This is a genomic window from Pseudomonas sp. M5A4_2d (genome assembly GCF_053345295.1).
Genome location: NZ_JBKEZW010000006.1, coordinates 55,098 through 68,840, shown reverse-complemented (window position 1 = coordinate 68,840; position 13,743 = coordinate 55,098). Strand labels below are relative to the sequence as shown.

Here is a 13,743-nt window from a genome sequence, read left to right as displayed (position 1 = left end):
GCTACTCCATGCCTGCCAGGGTTTTGAGCAGTTCAACGGTGCCGCGAAACTCCGCCAACTGGTCGAGCATCAAGGGGATCAGGAAGCCGATATAGATCACCATCAGGATCGAGAAAAACAGGTTCTTCACCGGCAACGACAAATCGAAAATGTGCAGGTTCGGCGCCATCCGCGACAGGTAGGCGAGCATCAAGTCGGTAATCAGCAGCGAGATCAGCAACGGGGAAACCATCAGCACGCCAACGCGCATGATCTGGTCGAGGATCGACAGCACCGCCAGCAGCGCCGAGCTGGCAAATACCGGGGTAAACGCCGTCACCGGCCACAACTGGTAGCTGTGGTAATAACCGTCGACCATCAGGATAAAACCGCCGGACATGAAAAACAGCGTGATCAGCATCACCGTCAACAAGGTCGACATCACACTCGATTCCCCGGTTGAAAGCGGGTCCACCAACTGCGCCATGGTCGAGCCGCGCTGCAGGTCGATCAACTCCCCCGCCACCTCTGCCGCCCAGAACGGAATGCCGAACAACAGGCCGATCAGAATGCCGATCAAAAACTCCTTGATCAGCAACCCGGCGATGAACACGCTGCCATGCTCGGGCATGGCGGTCAGTGCTTCGAACACTGGGAAGAACATCGGGATGGAAATGGCCACGGCCACACAACCACGAATCATCCCCGTGAGGCCCAGACGGTTGAAGGCCGGGGTGATCACCACCACGCCCATGGCCCGGCAGGCGGCGAGCGAAGCGGCGCTGATCACCGGGTAGGCGACTTCCAGGAACTGCGCGGTAAGGCTGGCATCCATAGGCAGTCAGCGCGTCCACAGCGGGAAGTTGTCAAGCACCTGGCTCCCCAACTCCGCCACTTGCCCGGCCAGGACCGGGCCGAGGAACACGATGGTCAAAAGGACCGCCACCAGCTTCACCACCTGCGGCAGGGTCTGGTCCTGGATCTGCGTCAGCGCCTGGAACAGTCCCACGCTCAACCCCACGATAATCGCCACCCCCAGCGCCGGTGCCGAGAGCATCAGCACGGTCATCAGCGCCTGTTTCATCAATGACAGGAAAACATCCTGGCCCATGGGTCGTGCCTCAGCCGTAGCTCAAAATCAAACCGTGCATCAAGCGCGACCAGCCACTCAGCGACACGAATAAAAAAATCTTCAACGGGATCGAAATCAAATTCGGCGAGACCATCGACATGCCCATGGCCATCAGCACGTTGGACACCAGCAAGTCCACCACCAAAAACGGGATGTACAGCAAAAAACCGATCTCGAAGGCGCGCGTGAGTTCCGAACTGACAAACGCCGGGATCAGCACCACCAGGTCGTCATCGCGCAGGTCGGCACGGGCCTCGGGCGACCAGATGGTTTCCGTGGCCTGCACAAAAAAGCCACGCTCGGACTCATTCGCGAAGCGCTTCAGGTGCGCCTGCAACGGCGGGCGCAGCGCATCGCCCAAGTCCTTGAGTTGCTCCACATGTTCGATGTTGAGATCGCGCCCCTCCACCTGCCGGTACATATCGCCGATCAAGGGCGTGGTCACGTACACCGACAGAATCAGCGCAATGCCGTACAACACCAGGTTTGGTGGGGTCTGCTGTACCCCGAGGGCGTTGCGGATCAGGAACAACACCACCGAGATCTTCATGAAACCGGTGAGCGTCACCACCGCCAACGGGATCAACCCGATCGTCGCAACGACCAGGATAATCTCGATCAGATTCGGCTGATAACCGGTCATGGAGTGGCAAAACTCAGCAGCCGCACACCCAGGCCGTCACCGATTTTCACCAGTTGCCCCTGGCCGACGCGGCGCCCGTTAACCATCAGGTCGACGCTGTCGACGTCGGGCGTATTGAGCTGCAACAGGCTGCCCGCCCCCAGCTCACGCAATTGCGCCAGGGTCAGTTCCAGGCTGCCGACCTGGCACACCAGCTTGAGCGGAAGGTCATCCAGGGCCACAGCAGCATCAACCTCAGTCATCGTGTTCTCCATGTCCAAAAGGGGCGTTTTCAATTCTTCCTGCACACGCAAGACCTCACCCTGGTATTGGCAGCGGGCCTGCAGGCGCCCGTCCAGGTCGAGCAACAAGCCCGAGCCTTGTTCAAGCATCAGCACATCGCCGGGGCGCAAACTGCGCAGTTCACCCAGGGTCAGCGACTGCCGCCCGGCGACCAGCGCCAGGGTCTGGCGCAGGGCGGGCAACGGGTCCGGTTCAAGCTGGCCATATTGGTCGAGCAACTGTGCGATGAGCACGGCGGCGCCTTCGCTCAGATCGAGGTGCGCGCTCATGGCCGGCTGATTGCCAAAGGTCAGCTCAAGCGAAAGGTGCACGGCGTAATCTCGCGGCACGTCGGTGGCCTCCAGCAGCTGCACCGAATGACCCAGCAGCGGCTCGAGGCGCTCGATCAAGTCGAGCACCGCCAATTCCAGCAACAACGCACGCGGCAACGAGGGCAGCAACTGCACATCGAACTGCAGCGCCAGCGGCACCAGCACCTGCTCCAATGCAGCGGCCGAGAGGCGCAGGCGCACCGGGGCGCGGCCGAGCAAGAGCGGCACCTCGCACGGGCTATTGAAAGTGGCTGCGGCTGCGGCCCAGCTCACCCGCAGGTCTTGCCCGGCGCATCGGCCCTGCCAGGCCCGACGGCGCCGGTGCAGTTGGTTATGCAGTGCGAGCAAGGCCGGGTCGTAGTGCGTCAGCCACGGCGTCAATGGAACGGCAAGGGCTGCAATCATGTGCCAACGCCTTCGTCACGCAGCTCGCCGATACGGCGTTCATCGCTTTCACGGCCGTCGAGCAGGCTTTGCCAGGCGTCGGATCGGCGCTGGCGGCTCAGGCGTTCCTGGCGAAACAGGTCACGCTCGCGCTCCTGGCTTTGCAAGGTAGTGGACACGTGGGTCACGTCGTTTTCCAGCTGCTGCTGGTCATCCGACAGACCGCGCAAACGCTCCTGGGCCGCCTGCCAACTGGCTACCGACAAGCCTTCGGTGAGGGACGCATACACCTGGCGGGCTTCCTCGGCGATGGCTTCACGGTGCCGGCGCAATTGCTCCTTGGCGTCGGTCAATACGCCATGGGTGTGCTCGCAGCGCTGCTGCTGGGCAGCCAACTGGCTGGCGGCCCGTTGTTCACGCAGTACCCGCAAGGTTTGCAGGGTGCGCAGTTGGTCGGTTTTCATGGGGTTCGCTCCTGTGTCATGCCAATACCTGGCGCATGCGGATCAAGGTGTGTTCCAGGTTGCTGGGTTCATCCGCGTTCTGGCGCAAGAAGGCTTCGATAGCGGCGTGGCGAGCGATGGCTTCGTCGGCCAACGGGTCGCTGCCGGCGGCGTACTCGCCCACGCGAATCAACATTTCGATCTCGCCGTAGCGCGCCATCAGCTCACGAATGCGCAGGGCCAGGCGCTTGTGTTCCTCACCGGCGACTTGCTCCATCAGGCGACTACGGCTGCGCAATACGTCGACTGCCGGGAAGTAGTTACGCTGGGCCAGTTCGGCACTGAGGGCGATGTGCCCGTCGAGGATCGAGCGGGCTTCCTCGGCCACCGGATCACTCGCGGCGTCACCTTCGGTGAGCACGGTGTACAACGCGGTGATGCTGCCGGTGGGGCCGGGGCCGGCGCGTTCCAGCAGACGCGGCAAGATCGAGAAAAACGACGGCGGGTACCCGCGACGGGTCGGTGGTTCGCCCACGGCCAAACCAATTTCGCGCTGGGCGCGGGCAAAACGCGTCAGGCTGTCCATCAACAGCAACACGTTGCGGCCCTGGTCGCGGTGATATTCAGCCAGGGCGGTAGCGACAAACGCAGCCCGCACGCGCTCGGCCGCCGGGCGATCAGAGGTGGCAACCACCGCTACCGTGCGCGCACGTGCCGGGGCATCCAGTTGCACGTCGAGCAGTTCGCGCACTTCCCTGCCCCTTTCGCCGATCAAGCCAATCACGATCACATCGGCTTCGCTGTTGCGGATGATGCTGGCGAGCAACGACGACTTGCCCACGCCTGGCTCGCCGAAGATGCCCATGCGCTGGCCCTGGGCCAGGGTCAGCAAGCCGTCGATAGAACGAATGCCCAGGGCCATGGAGCGCACGATCAATTGCCGGGAAAACGGTGCCGGTGGTTCAGCGTGCAACGGGTAATGTTGCAAGGCCAGGGTCGGCGTTAGGCCGTCACCGTCGAGGAAGTCGCCCATGGGGCTGATCACTCGACCGAGCTGCGCGTCGCCGACGGCCACACCCAGGGTCTCGCCGGTGGCGGTGATTTGTGTGCGGGTGGACAGGCCCTCCATGGAACCGATGGGCGAAAGAATCGCCTCGTCACCCTCAAAGCCGATCACCTCGGCACTCAAGCTGCGGCCACTGACCGGGTCGCGCAATTGGCACAATTCACCGATGCTCGCCCCGGCGACACTGGCGCGCAACAGCACACCACGAATGCTCAACACAGTGCCGTGCATCGGCCGCAGGCGTGTCTGGGTGAGGCGCTCAGTCAGGCGTGGCAGCAACTGCTCCAGGTTCATGTCACACCTTCTTCGGCAAAGGGCAGCAGGCTGCGGCGCAGGGTTTGCAATTGGGCTTCCACGCCCAGTTCAACCGAGCCGGCCGGGCTGCTGAGGCGGGCCTGGCCGGCATCCAGTTGTTCATCCGCGGCCACGGCAATCGCCAGGCCTTCAAGCGTCAAGCGTTGGCGCAGGGCATCGACCTCGGCCGGCGGCACCCAGAGGGTCAAGGCCTGGTCCTGGCGGAACGCGCTCAAGGCCTGACGCGTACACCGCGCCACACGATCGGCGCTGTCCAGGTCGCCCAGCACTTCGCGCACGATGCCCAACGCCAGGTCGGCCAGCGACGCCTCCAGGCTGCTCAAGTACTGCTGCACTTGAGACTGGGTGTGCACCAGCAATTGCGCGACGTGTTCGGCGCCCTCTTGCCGCGCGCTTTCAAAGCCTTCGGCGCGGGCGGCTTGCAGCCACTGGTCACTGTCGGCCTTGATTTGCTCGGCCTGCGCTTTGGCTGCCTGCAGAAAGGCAAAACCATCGCTCCACAGCGCGGCGTCTTCAGCGCGCAAAATGCGCGCCGTGGGGCGGCTCGGTAATTCACTCATGGGGTGATGTCCTCGGCCAGCAGGCACGCGGCGGCGGCCTGTACGATCTCCAGGTCACGCGGCAACCGCGCGCTGTAGCCCTTGGGGAAGTCGAAACGCAAACGCAGCCAACCCCGCCAATCGGCGTGCTGGGCGTGCAGCCACGCGGCAACACAGCCGTGGCCGTCACGGTCGATCGCCTCGATCAGTTCGGCAGGCTCACGCAGCAAATCCGCCGCACCGCCGAGTTGGCGCAAGGCCAGGGCCTGAACGAAGACCTCCGCGCCCAGGCCTTCACGCAACGCCTGGACCACGTCGCGTCGGATCTCCCGGCTCAACGTCGCGCCGTGCCAGATGGCGCCGCACAACCTCGGCAAGCGAGCAAATTGCGCAGGTGACAGCAGCAATACCGGCAGATCAGCCACCTGTGGGGTGACCAACTGCGCGAGGGGCGCCAATTGGTAATGGCTGACCAGCAACTGCTCCAGGCGTTGACGAAAACGCGGCTGGCCCTGCAGGGCGTGCAGCACGTCATCCGGCAAATCAGCCGCGAAGCACGCGCCCAGGCTGGGGCCACGCACAAACTGCAAAGGCTCGGCGATCAATCCTTGCCAGCGCTCCACCACGCTCATTCACCCTCCTTGAGCACATACAACGCCTGGGACTGGCGCCGCGCCCAGTGCTGGCGGGCGAGTACCCCGAGAGCGCCAAGGGCGACCAGCAGCAGGCTGCCAAACATAAAGCGGGCCTGGGGCAGGTTGTCTTCCAGCAGCCACAAGCCCATAAAGCGGGCCAGCCGTGGTTGCGCCGGGTTCTGACTGATGGCGACGGCGGCTTTGATCGCGGTCACCGAGACGCCTTCGTAGCTCAGGCCGGAAATACCGTTGGCGACCAGCGTCTTGATCTGCGGGATCAGCGTGTTGATGTCGGTGCCCGGGTCGTAGCGCACCAGCACCGAGGCCGAAGACGGTGAAATCACGCGCTTGAGCAAGTCGTTGTCCGGCAGCACCACGTGCACACGGGCGGCGACGATGCCGTCGATCTGCGACACCGAGTGCGACAGTTCTTCGCTCAGGGCGTAAATCATCTGGGCCCGCTCCTGCACCGGCGAGGACACCAGGCCATTGCCCTTGAACACCTCGCCCATATTGGAAAAGCTCTGTTGCGGCAGACCGGCGTTGTCGAGCAGCGTCATGGCTTCGGCGAAGCGCTCCTCGTCGACCACCACTTTGAGCTGGCCGTTGTCCTGGGTCTTGCGCTCCGCCGGGATCCCACCGCGCAGCAGCACCGCGACCATGGCGTTGGCATCGCGTTCGCTGAGGTTGGTATAGAGGTCGGTGTTGCACGCTTGCAGCAGGCTGGCGAGCAGGCCGATCAGCAACAGACGCAGTGCGCGGTTTGGGCTTGGCATGGTGTTATTGACCCTTGAGCAACGTGTTGGCGGAACCGGAAATCTGCGTCGCACCGCGCACCACCATCTGGGTTTCGATGGAGTAGTCGAACATCTTGCCCAGGGAATGGACGATCTGATCGACCTGTTGCTCGCCGACCTTTTTCCCAGGCTCAGCAGACGGTGAAGCACTCGCGGTGCGGATCTCAGCCGAGGCCGGCGGCGGTGCCGACGAGTTGTTGGTGAGCAGGTCGGCACGCTCGGAAAAGGCCCGCGTACGGTCGATGAAACTGTTCATGCGTTCCATCAGGCCCGAGCCGATCTGGTGCGGGCTCGCGCCCTCGGGCATGCCCTTGGCGGTGTTGGCCATGTGCTCGAACAGGTTCTGCGAGGCCCCGGCGGGCCCCGCACCGGCGGACGGCGGCAAGGCCGTGGCGCCAGCGGCGAGACTGATAGTCATAGGGGCTTCCTACTCTTCGTCGTCATCGGACATGGCGTCGTTCAGCAGTTCCTGCATCTTCGGCATGATGATGAACTGGCCGCCGATGGTGACGGCCTGGGTGATCAACGCATCGTTGAACTTGGCGTCGTCCGCGTCCGTGGTATCTGCCGGTTTATCCGCCGACTTGGCGTTATCCACTGCGGCGTTGAACTTGGCTTCAGGGCTGACGCCACCGGGGGCGAGGTTAGTGTCTACGGCCGTTACGGACATGGTGCTGCTCCTTTACTGGGTTGGGGTTTCGGTACTGACTTGCGCGCCGCGGAACACTCGCACACCGCGCTCGCGCGCCACCGGGGCGGCCACGGCCGTGGGTTGCAGGTGATCCACATGCTGTTGCACCAGCGCCAGGTACGGCGGCGGGCCGGTCACGAATACTTCATCGCCCTCGGGGCCGCTGCGCATCGACAGTTGCTGGCCGAATACATCGAGGGTATTGAGATAGCCCTGCAACTGGTCGAGGTTCAGCGCACTGGCCTTGAACAATTTGGTGCTGATCTCGTCGCTGCTGTTGAGGTACAGAAGGTTGCCGTCGAAGTACCAGGTGAGGCCGTTGGTGCTGCACAGGGTTTGCAGAAACTCACCGGCGGTGGCGGCGCGAATAGTGCTGCGGGCCTTGCCGCGCACCTTCTCCGAGAGCACCAGGGGCACGTCGAGGTTATGGCCGAATTCTTCCAGCGCACTGCGCACATCCTGATCGACCAGCACGTAGGCGTAGGGTTTGGAAAACCATTCGGGCTCTTCGCCAGCGTGGGCAAAACCAGCGCTGAACAGACATAGGAGCGCCAGCAAAAATATGCTTACATGGCCTGCGCCTTCGCCCGACGAGTTGTGACGATGACCAAGAATTTCCTGCTTGCCAGTACCCTGCTGCTGGCTGCCTGTTCCAGCAAACCTGCGACCGATTCCGACAAGTCCCTGCAACTGGCCGACGACCTGAGCAAGCGCGGCGACTACGCCAGCGCGGCTGCGTTGTACGAGCGCGCCACCCAGCAACCGGGGGCCGGCATCGAGTTGTGGCTCAAGCTCGGCCAGGCCAGGCTCGATGCCAAGGACGCGCTGGGCGCCGAGCGCGCCTACCAGCAAGCGCTGGGCCTGGACGCCCACAACGCCGACGCCCTGCTCGGTCTCGGCACTGCGCAGTTGCAGTTGGGCAAAACCCAACGCGCCGTGACTGCCTTGGGCCAGGCTGCCGACATCAGCCACCTGCCCGTCGCCTACACCCGCCTGGGCATCGCCCAAGTCCTGAACGGCCAGGCCACTGCGGCACAAACCGCCTTCGCCAAAAGCCTCAGCCTGCAACCCGACGACCTCGACAGCCGCTGCAACCTGGCCCTGGCCTATGCCCTCGGCGGGCAGTCGCAACAGGCGCTGGACACCATTGCCCCCGTCACTCAGTCGCCCCGCGCCCTGCCCCGGCATCAGCGTAATGAGCTGCTGGTGATGGTGCTGGCGGGCTATGAGCAAAAGGTTGCCGGATTGCCGTTGGACGATATTCCCGCCGCCGAGCGCGCGCGATTGGTGATCGAAGCCAAGCGCATCAAGGCAATCAGTGATCCGATGGCGCAGGCCAAGGAACTGGGGCTGGTTGATCCGCGTTGATGCAGGATTAGCCCGGCGGGACGCCGGGTTAGCCGCACTGTGCCAAGGATGGCCCAGTGCGGCGGCCCACGGATTCAAGCCTGCGTGAGGGCACACCGAGCCCTGGCGAGGTGCCGAGTGGTAGGGCGAAGACCTTTTGGTTACTTTTGGCTGGGCCGGCTTCCGGGCTTTCCAAAAGTGACCCGCTGTAAGGACGGAGCCGCAGGCGGCCGTTACCGCAGCAATGGATATGTACGCCGACCAAAGATCCCCGGCGCCCGACACATCGCTTTCGCGAGCAAGCCCGCTCCCACAGTTGGATCGCGGTGCATCAGTTGGAGAGTGATCGGCGATGGGGCCGCTATCGCAGGCAAGCCAGCTCCCACAGTTGGAGCGCGGTGCATCAGTTGGAGAGTGATCGGCGATGAGGCCGCTATCGCAGGCAAGCCAGCTCCCACAGTTGGAGCGCGGTGCATCAGTTGGAGAGTGATCGGCGATGAGGCCGCTTTCGGGAGCAAGCCTGCTCCCACAGGACATCGGCGTACGCGCGATCATTGCTGACCTCCGGTAGCGCCGGCCTTGGCTTCCTGCTGATCCTTGCGCCGCTGCAACTGCTCACGATCAAACCCTTCGATATACACCTGCGCCGCACGCCCCACAGGCGCGGCCATGGCAGGTCCCGTGGCGCGGCCCTGGTTCAGGTCCTGCTTGCGCTCGACCATCTGCATCAAATTCAAATTGTTCGCACAGCCCAACGGCAAGGTCGGCTTGAAATCCTCATCCAGCCCGATCGCATCCTTGGCCGCCGGTTGCTGGCACTGACTCGGCAAACCATCCGCCCGGTATTCCGGTGAGTAATACACCGGCGCCAAGTGGGTCTGGCAACCCATCAGAGCCAGGGGCAACAGCATAAACATACGCAAAGCAGTCATGGCAGGCCCCTTATCAATTCATGTAGAAACCGAACGCCCCGCCGCTGCGCGGTCCGGTGGCCGCTGCGGTAGCCGATTGTGCGTCCAGGGGCGTGGCGAGCGTGCGGCTGCGCACCGGCTCCACCAGGTACGGGGTAATCAGGATCACCAACTCGGTTTCATTGCGCTGAAAGCGCTTGGAGCGGAACAGGTTGCCGAGGATCGGCAAGTCACCCAACAGCGGCAGTTTCTCGATGTCCTGGCTGCTTTGACGCTGGAACAGCCCAGCAATGGCAAAGGTCTGCCCGCTGCCGACTTCCACGCGCGTATCGGCACGGCGCACGCTGAAGGACGGCACATGGAAGTTGCCGAAATCCACGGTGCCGCCGCTGACCACACTGCTGACTTCCGGGCGCACTTGCAGGGCGATGCGGCCGTTGGGCAGCAAGGTCGGGTTGAACAGCAGCGACACGCCGAATGACTTGTACTCGATGCCCACCAGGTCCCGGTTGACCGGCACCGGAATCGCCACTTCGCCACCGGCGAGGAAGCTGGCGGTCTGGCCGGTCATGGCGGTGATGTTCGGTTCGGCGAGGATCTGCAAAATGCCGTTGGCCTGCAGCGCGTCGAGCATGCCGTCGATATTCACATTGCCCGAGCCGGTGCCTGCGGTCGCCAAACCACCTGCCGTCGCCGCCGCCAACGGCCCCCCGGTGATCAGGCCAAAGGAAAACGTGCCGTTATTGAACATCGCGTTCCAGTTCACGCCGTAGTGCAGCAGCTCGGAACGGGACACTTCGGCAAAGCGCACCCGTAAGTTCACCTGGGCTGCGCCGGCGTATTCGGTGGTGTTGATCGCGCTCTGAAAGCCTTGGCCCTGAGGGTTAAGCAGCGCGTTAAGGTCAGTCGCTTCGGCCACCGAACCGACGGTGCCTTTGGCGATCAGGCGGTTGCCGGCACCCGTAATCTGCGCGCCGTTACCGGGGTGCAGTTCCTGCATCGGCGTGGTCACCGCCTGGGTGCCGCTGCTGACGGACAAGGTCAGGCTGGCCAATTGTTTGCCGTCGTTGCCGAGGGCGATCAGGCTGGTATTGCCCGGCGCCTTGCCGAAGATATAGAGCGTACCGGGCGACACCACCTGCAGATCGGCCACATTCGGCTCGGCCACCAATACCGAATCCACCGGCGCGGCAAAATGCAAAATCCGTCCCTCACCGGACGCCAGGTTGATCGAGCCCCCGGCCCCATTGGCAATCTCCTGGGCCTGGCTGGCACACGAGATCAAAGCGAGCAACAACACACAAAAACGCATCATGAGGCAGACGCCAGGGAAGTGACGGAGGCCGTGGCAGGCGCACGGCGGTTCGAAATATCAGTAAGGCTGATGGTCACCAACGCTTGCAGGTTGTATTCGGTGGCCAGCTCGCGGAACGACAGCACCGCCAGCTCCAATTCGCCGCGCAGCACCAGCCGACGCAGGCTGCGGCGCAGCTCCGGGTGCACCAGCAACACCGCACTGTTGACCTCACGCGTGTTCTCGCAGGCCTGGCGCAGCTGGGCGAGCAAGGCACGGCTGACGTCTTCGGGGATCAATTCGCGCTGGGCCTCCTGGCGGCGCAGGGATGCGCGCAACTGGTCTTCCAGACCCGGCGCCAGTACCAGCGCGCCGATCACGCGATTACGGTCTGCGTAGTGATGGCTGATCTGGCGTGCCAATGCCGCACGCAAGTGTTCGGCCAGGCGCCCGGCGTCGGTTTCGCGCGCGCCCCACTCCACCATGGCTTCGAGCAAGGCGCGCTGGTTGCGTATCGACACGCCTTCACCGACCAACAGCCGCAAGGTTTCGGCAACCCGCTGCAACGGCACCAGGCGCAACGCTTCTTTCACCAGTTCGCCGTAAGTGGCTTCGGTGCGCTCCAGCAACAGACGGGTTTCCTGGATGCCGAGGAAGTCGGCGGCATACCGGCGCAGGCTGCGTTCCAGTACACCGCGCAACACTTCATCGGGCAGCAGGAAACCAATGCCGGCGTTGCGCAAGGTCTCTTCGTGCTGGCGCTCGATCCAATGGGCGCTGCGACCGTTAAGCGGCGAATCGGCTTGCACGGTGACGATGTCCAGCAGTTGCACATGCACCGGATCGTCCTGCAACAGCAGGCAGTTGATCGGCAGTTCACCTTCGCTCACCGGCACACCTTCCAGGGATACGCGGTAACTGCCGGGCGTGGCCTTGGCCTCCATGTAGATGCCCGGCACCGGCACATCCACGCCGAGGTCGGTGCGCAGGTCGTGGCACAGCGCTTCGACACGCTGGCGCAGCAACTGGCGGGGCGCGCTCTGGGACACGCCACTGCCGAGGGTCAGCAGCACGCGGGTCTCGGGGAGCAGGTTGTCGTCCAGTTCGGCCTGGGCTTCGAGCAGCGGTTCCGGCGTCTCGACCAACGCTTCCAACTCGCCTTGGGGCTGGCGGGTATGCCGGCGATACATCACGAACGCCGCACCGCCAAAGGCTGCGGACAACCCGAGAAACACCCAGGTGGGAAAGCCCGGCAACAGGCTGACGCCAATCATGATCAACGCGGTCAGGCCCAGTGCACGGTAGCTGGCGCCGAGCTGTTTGATGATTTCACTGCCCAGGTCACCGGCTTCACCGTCGCTGTTGACGCGGGTGACCACGGTGCCTGCCGCCACGGAAATCAACAGCGCCGGAATCTGTGCGATCAGGCCGTCACCCACCGTCAGCAGCGAATAGGTGTGCACCGCCACGCCGAACGGCATGTCGCGTTCGATCATGCCGATCAGCATGCCACCCAGCAGGTTGACCGCAAGAATCACCAGGCCGGCGATGGCATCGCCTTTGACGAACTTCATGGCGCCGTCCATCGCGCCGAACATCTGGCTTTCACGCTCCAGGCGCGAGCGCCGGCGACGGGCTTCGGCCTGGTCGATATCGCCATTGCGCAGGTCGTTGTCGATGCTCATCTGTTTGCCGGGCATGGCGTCCAGAGTGAAACGCGCGGCCACTTCCGCCACACGCTCGGCGCCCTTGGTGATGACCACGAACTGCGCCACGGTAATGATCAGGAACACCACCATACCGACCACCACCTGGCCTGCGATCACAAAGTCACCGAAAGCCTTGACGATATGCCCGGCATCGCCGTGCAGCAGGATCAAGCGGGTGGTGGTGATGGACAACGACAAGCGAAACAGTGTGCTGAGCAGGATCAACGGCGGCAGCGCAGAAAATTCCACGGAGTGGCCGATGTAGAACGCAACAATGAGAATCAGGATGCTCAGGGCAATATTGAGGCCGATCAGCATGTCCACCAGGTAGGTGGGCAGCGGGATGATCATCATCACAATCGCCATCAGCATGAACGCGACGATGATCACGTCTGTGCGCTGCGCCGCCATGCGCGCCAGGGTGTTCAGGCGGTTAAGTGCACTCATGCGCCGGCCCTGCGTGCGGCCAGGTAGCGTTTGAAACACTGACGTGCTTCGTCCTTGCGCTCGCCGTACCACAGCGCGCGAGCACGCAGCAGCAACAGGCTGGCAGACTCACCTTCCAGCTCCACCAGGCGGTCGAGCGCACCCAGCGCGCGGGTGGCGTCGCCGCTGTCGGTAAACGCCAGCACCAGCGAACGCAGCAACACGCCGTCATGGGGCGCGACACTGACCGCAATCAGCAACATCACCAACGCACGTTGGGACTGGCCATTGCGCCGGTAAAGCTCGCCAATGCCCTTGAGCAGTTGCACGGCGTCGTCGTTATCGCGGGCCATCAGGCATGTACCTCCGAGCGTTGCTGTTCGAGGTTGCGGCGCATGTCGATCTCTTCACGGATCAGGTCGTGGGCCAGCGCTTTAATTGCAGGCTCCGCGTCCAGCGTCGGCAGCAGGTGTTCCATCACGTGTTCCAGCAACTCCAGGGAACGGGCGCTGCCGAACAGCAACGAATCAACACCGGCGGCGCTGGTGAGTGCTTCGAGGTCACCGCGCAGGGAGCGCCGGGTCTGGGTTTTGCGAGTCTTGAGCACCGCTTCGAAGGCGGTGGCCTGGCGTGAATTGACCGCGCGAACGGCCTCGACCGGCGCGCTGCGCACATCACTGGGAATCAACGGGCGGGGTTCGACTTTCATGCGTGGGCCTGTGTCAGGAATGGGGCATCGTCAAGGGTGGGGATGTCGGTCGGCCAACCCGCACCCAGGCGGGCTGTACCGACGCCATCGCAGGCAAGCCAGCGCCCATAGTTGGAGTGCGTGCATTCCA

At 63.6% G+C, this 13,743-nt stretch carries 18 protein-coding genes; 1 reads left to right on the top strand and 17 read right to left on the bottom strand.

Annotation, left to right across the window (positions count from 1 at the left end; translation table 11 throughout):
• Position 1 precedes the first annotated feature (1 nt).
• From sctT to ACLBW8_RS15540, 12 genes are read right to left on the bottom strand one after another with little or no spacing between them, the layout of a single operon-like run.
• A complete protein-coding gene (sctT, locus tag ACLBW8_RS15595) occupies positions 2–814 on the bottom strand; it encodes a type III secretion system export apparatus subunit SctT (RefSeq protein ID WP_064452915.1) in 813 nt (270 codons plus the stop codon).
• A 6-nt stretch (positions 815–820) separates the two neighbouring features.
• Entirely contained in the window at positions 821–1,090 is a 270-nt protein-coding gene (gene sctS / locus ACLBW8_RS15590; RefSeq protein ID WP_003208314.1) for a type III secretion system export apparatus subunit SctS, read from the bottom strand.
• A 10-nt stretch (positions 1,091–1,100) separates the two neighbouring features.
• Positions 1,101–1,754 (bottom strand): type III secretion system export apparatus subunit SctR, encoded by a 654-nt coding sequence (gene sctR / locus ACLBW8_RS15585; RefSeq protein WP_017137580.1) that lies wholly within the window; start codon positions 1,752–1,754, stop codon positions 1,101–1,103.
• A complete protein-coding gene (gene sctQ, locus ACLBW8_RS15580) occupies positions 1,751–2,752 on the bottom strand; it encodes a type III secretion system cytoplasmic ring protein SctQ (protein ID WP_447805763.1) in 1,002 nt (333 codons plus the stop codon). The genes sctR and sctQ overlap by 4 nt, the downstream gene beginning before the upstream one ends.
• Positions 2,749–3,195 carry a hypothetical protein gene (locus ACLBW8_RS15575; protein ID WP_447805762.1) on the bottom strand — a complete coding sequence of 149 codons (447 nt, stop codon included), beginning with the start codon at positions 3,193–3,195 and terminating at the stop codon, positions 2,749–2,751. Before ACLBW8_RS15575 ends, sctQ begins: the two co-directional genes overlap by 4 nt.
• A gap of 16 nt (positions 3,196–3,211) precedes the next feature.
• Entirely contained in the window at positions 3,212–4,534 is a 1,323-nt protein-coding gene (locus ACLBW8_RS15570) for a FliI/YscN family ATPase (RefSeq protein WP_447805761.1), read from the bottom strand.
• Positions 4,531–5,115 (bottom strand): type III secretion system stator protein SctL, encoded by a 585-nt coding sequence (gene sctL / locus ACLBW8_RS15565; protein ID WP_447805760.1) that lies wholly within the window; start codon positions 5,113–5,115, stop codon positions 4,531–4,533. The genes ACLBW8_RS15570 and sctL overlap by 4 nt, the downstream gene beginning before the upstream one ends.
• Positions 5,112–5,726, bottom strand: coding sequence for a type III secretion protein (locus ACLBW8_RS15560; protein ID WP_447805759.1), 615 nt, complete (start codon positions 5,724–5,726; stop codon positions 5,112–5,114). The genes sctL and ACLBW8_RS15560 overlap by 4 nt, the downstream gene beginning before the upstream one ends.
• Positions 5,723–6,505, bottom strand: coding sequence for a type III secretion system inner membrane ring lipoprotein SctJ (gene sctJ, locus ACLBW8_RS15555; protein WP_259762370.1), 783 nt, complete (start codon positions 6,503–6,505; stop codon positions 5,723–5,725). Before sctJ ends, ACLBW8_RS15560 begins: the two co-directional genes overlap by 4 nt.
• 4 nt (positions 6,506–6,509) lie before the next feature.
• A complete protein-coding gene (locus ACLBW8_RS15550) occupies positions 6,510–6,944 on the bottom strand; it encodes a hypothetical protein (RefSeq protein WP_447805758.1) in 435 nt (144 codons plus the stop codon).
• A 9-nt stretch (positions 6,945–6,953) separates the two neighbouring features.
• The gene (locus tag ACLBW8_RS15545) at positions 6,954–7,196 is read right to left on the bottom strand and encodes a hypothetical protein (protein WP_064452923.1); all 243 of its coding nucleotides are present in this window, start codon (positions 7,194–7,196) and stop codon (positions 6,954–6,956) included.
• Between the two features lie 12 nt (positions 7,197–7,208).
• The gene (locus ACLBW8_RS15540) at positions 7,209–7,772 is read right to left on the bottom strand and encodes a type III secretion protein (RefSeq protein ID WP_221296109.1); all 564 of its coding nucleotides are present in this window, start codon (positions 7,770–7,772) and stop codon (positions 7,209–7,211) included.
• 48 nt (positions 7,773–7,820) lie between these two features.
• On the opposite strand from ACLBW8_RS15540, the gene ACLBW8_RS15535 reads away from it, so the two are divergent.
• Positions 7,821–8,585, top strand: a complete 765-nt coding sequence (locus ACLBW8_RS15535; RefSeq protein ID WP_447805757.1) for a tetratricopeptide repeat protein — start codon at positions 7,821–7,823, stop codon at positions 8,583–8,585.
• A gap of 530 nt (positions 8,586–9,115) precedes the next feature.
• Here the strand turns inward: ACLBW8_RS15535 and ACLBW8_RS15530 are convergent.
• The 5 genes from ACLBW8_RS15530 to ACLBW8_RS15510 are packed head-to-tail and all read right to left on the bottom strand — an operon-like array spanning position 9,116 to position 13,613.
• The gene (locus ACLBW8_RS15530; protein WP_447805756.1) at positions 9,116–9,496 is read right to left on the bottom strand and encodes a hypothetical protein; all 381 of its coding nucleotides are present in this window, start codon (positions 9,494–9,496) and stop codon (positions 9,116–9,118) included.
• Between the two features lie 13 nt (positions 9,497–9,509).
• Positions 9,510–10,790, bottom strand: coding sequence for a type II and III secretion system protein family protein (locus tag ACLBW8_RS15525; protein WP_447805755.1), 1,281 nt, complete (start codon positions 10,788–10,790; stop codon positions 9,510–9,512).
• A complete protein-coding gene (gene sctV, locus ACLBW8_RS15520) occupies positions 10,787–12,925 on the bottom strand; it encodes a type III secretion system export apparatus subunit SctV (RefSeq protein WP_447805754.1) in 2,139 nt (712 codons plus the stop codon). Before sctV ends, ACLBW8_RS15525 begins: the two co-directional genes overlap by 4 nt.
• Positions 12,922–13,257: a tetratricopeptide repeat protein gene (locus ACLBW8_RS15515; RefSeq protein ID WP_447805753.1), complete on the bottom strand. Its 336-nt coding sequence runs from the start codon at positions 13,255–13,257 to the stop codon at positions 12,922–12,924. Before ACLBW8_RS15515 ends, sctV begins: the two co-directional genes overlap by 4 nt.
• Positions 13,257–13,613 carry a hypothetical protein gene (locus tag ACLBW8_RS15510; RefSeq protein ID WP_064452929.1) on the bottom strand — a complete coding sequence of 119 codons (357 nt, stop codon included), beginning with the start codon at positions 13,611–13,613 and terminating at the stop codon, positions 13,257–13,259. Before ACLBW8_RS15510 ends, ACLBW8_RS15515 begins: the two co-directional genes overlap by 1 nt.
• Positions 13,614–13,743 lie beyond the last annotated feature (130 nt).

What these genes read in the sequence shown, in the direction of transcription:
- sctT (WP_064452915.1), bottom strand. Translation starts at nt 814, where the DNA reads ATGGATGCCAGCCTTACCGCGCAGTTCCTGGAAGTCGCCTACCCGGTG.
- sctS (WP_003208314.1), bottom strand. Translation starts at nt 1,090, where the DNA reads ATGGGCCAGGATGTTTTCCTGTCATTGATGAAACAGGCGCTGATGACC.
- sctR (WP_017137580.1), bottom strand. Translation starts at nt 1,754, where the DNA reads ATGACCGGTTATCAGCCGAATCTGATCGAGATTATCCTGGTCGTTGCG.
- sctQ (WP_447805763.1), bottom strand. Translation starts at nt 2,752, where the DNA reads ATGATTGCAGCCCTTGCCGTTCCATTGACGCCGTGGCTGACGCACTAC.
- ACLBW8_RS15575 (WP_447805762.1), bottom strand. Translation starts at nt 3,195, where the DNA reads ATGAAAACCGACCAACTGCGCACCCTGCAAACCTTGCGGGTACTGCGT.
- ACLBW8_RS15570 (WP_447805761.1), bottom strand. Translation starts at nt 4,534, where the DNA reads ATGAACCTGGAGCAGTTGCTGCCACGCCTGACTGAGCGCCTCACCCAG.
- sctL (WP_447805760.1), bottom strand. Translation starts at nt 5,115, where the DNA reads ATGAGTGAATTACCGAGCCGCCCCACGGCGCGCATTTTGCGCGCTGAA.
- ACLBW8_RS15560 (WP_447805759.1), bottom strand. Translation starts at nt 5,726, where the DNA reads ATGAGCGTGGTGGAGCGCTGGCAAGGATTGATCGCCGAGCCTTTGCAG.
- sctJ (WP_259762370.1), bottom strand. Translation starts at nt 6,505, where the DNA reads ATGCCAAGCCCAAACCGCGCACTGCGTCTGTTGCTGATCGGCCTGCTC.
- ACLBW8_RS15550 (WP_447805758.1), bottom strand. Translation starts at nt 6,944, where the DNA reads ATGACTATCAGTCTCGCCGCTGGCGCCACGGCCTTGCCGCCGTCCGCC.
- ACLBW8_RS15545 (WP_064452923.1), bottom strand. Translation starts at nt 7,196, where the DNA reads ATGTCCGTAACGGCCGTAGACACTAACCTCGCCCCCGGTGGCGTCAGC.
- ACLBW8_RS15535 (WP_447805757.1), top strand. Translation starts at nt 7,821, where the DNA reads ATGACCAAGAATTTCCTGCTTGCCAGTACCCTGCTGCTGGCTGCCTGT.
- ACLBW8_RS15530 (WP_447805756.1), bottom strand. Translation starts at nt 9,496, where the DNA reads ATGACTGCTTTGCGTATGTTTATGCTGTTGCCCCTGGCTCTGATGGGT.
- ACLBW8_RS15525 (WP_447805755.1), bottom strand. Translation starts at nt 10,790, where the DNA reads ATGATGCGTTTTTGTGTGTTGTTGCTCGCTTTGATCTCGTGTGCCAGC.
- sctV (WP_447805754.1), bottom strand. Translation starts at nt 12,925, where the DNA reads ATGAGTGCACTTAACCGCCTGAACACCCTGGCGCGCATGGCGGCGCAG.
- ACLBW8_RS15515 (WP_447805753.1), bottom strand. Translation starts at nt 13,257, where the DNA reads ATGGCCCGCGATAACGACGACGCCGTGCAACTGCTCAAGGGCATTGGC.
- ACLBW8_RS15510 (WP_064452929.1), bottom strand. Translation starts at nt 13,613, where the DNA reads ATGAAAGTCGAACCCCGCCCGTTGATTCCCAGTGATGTGCGCAGCGCG.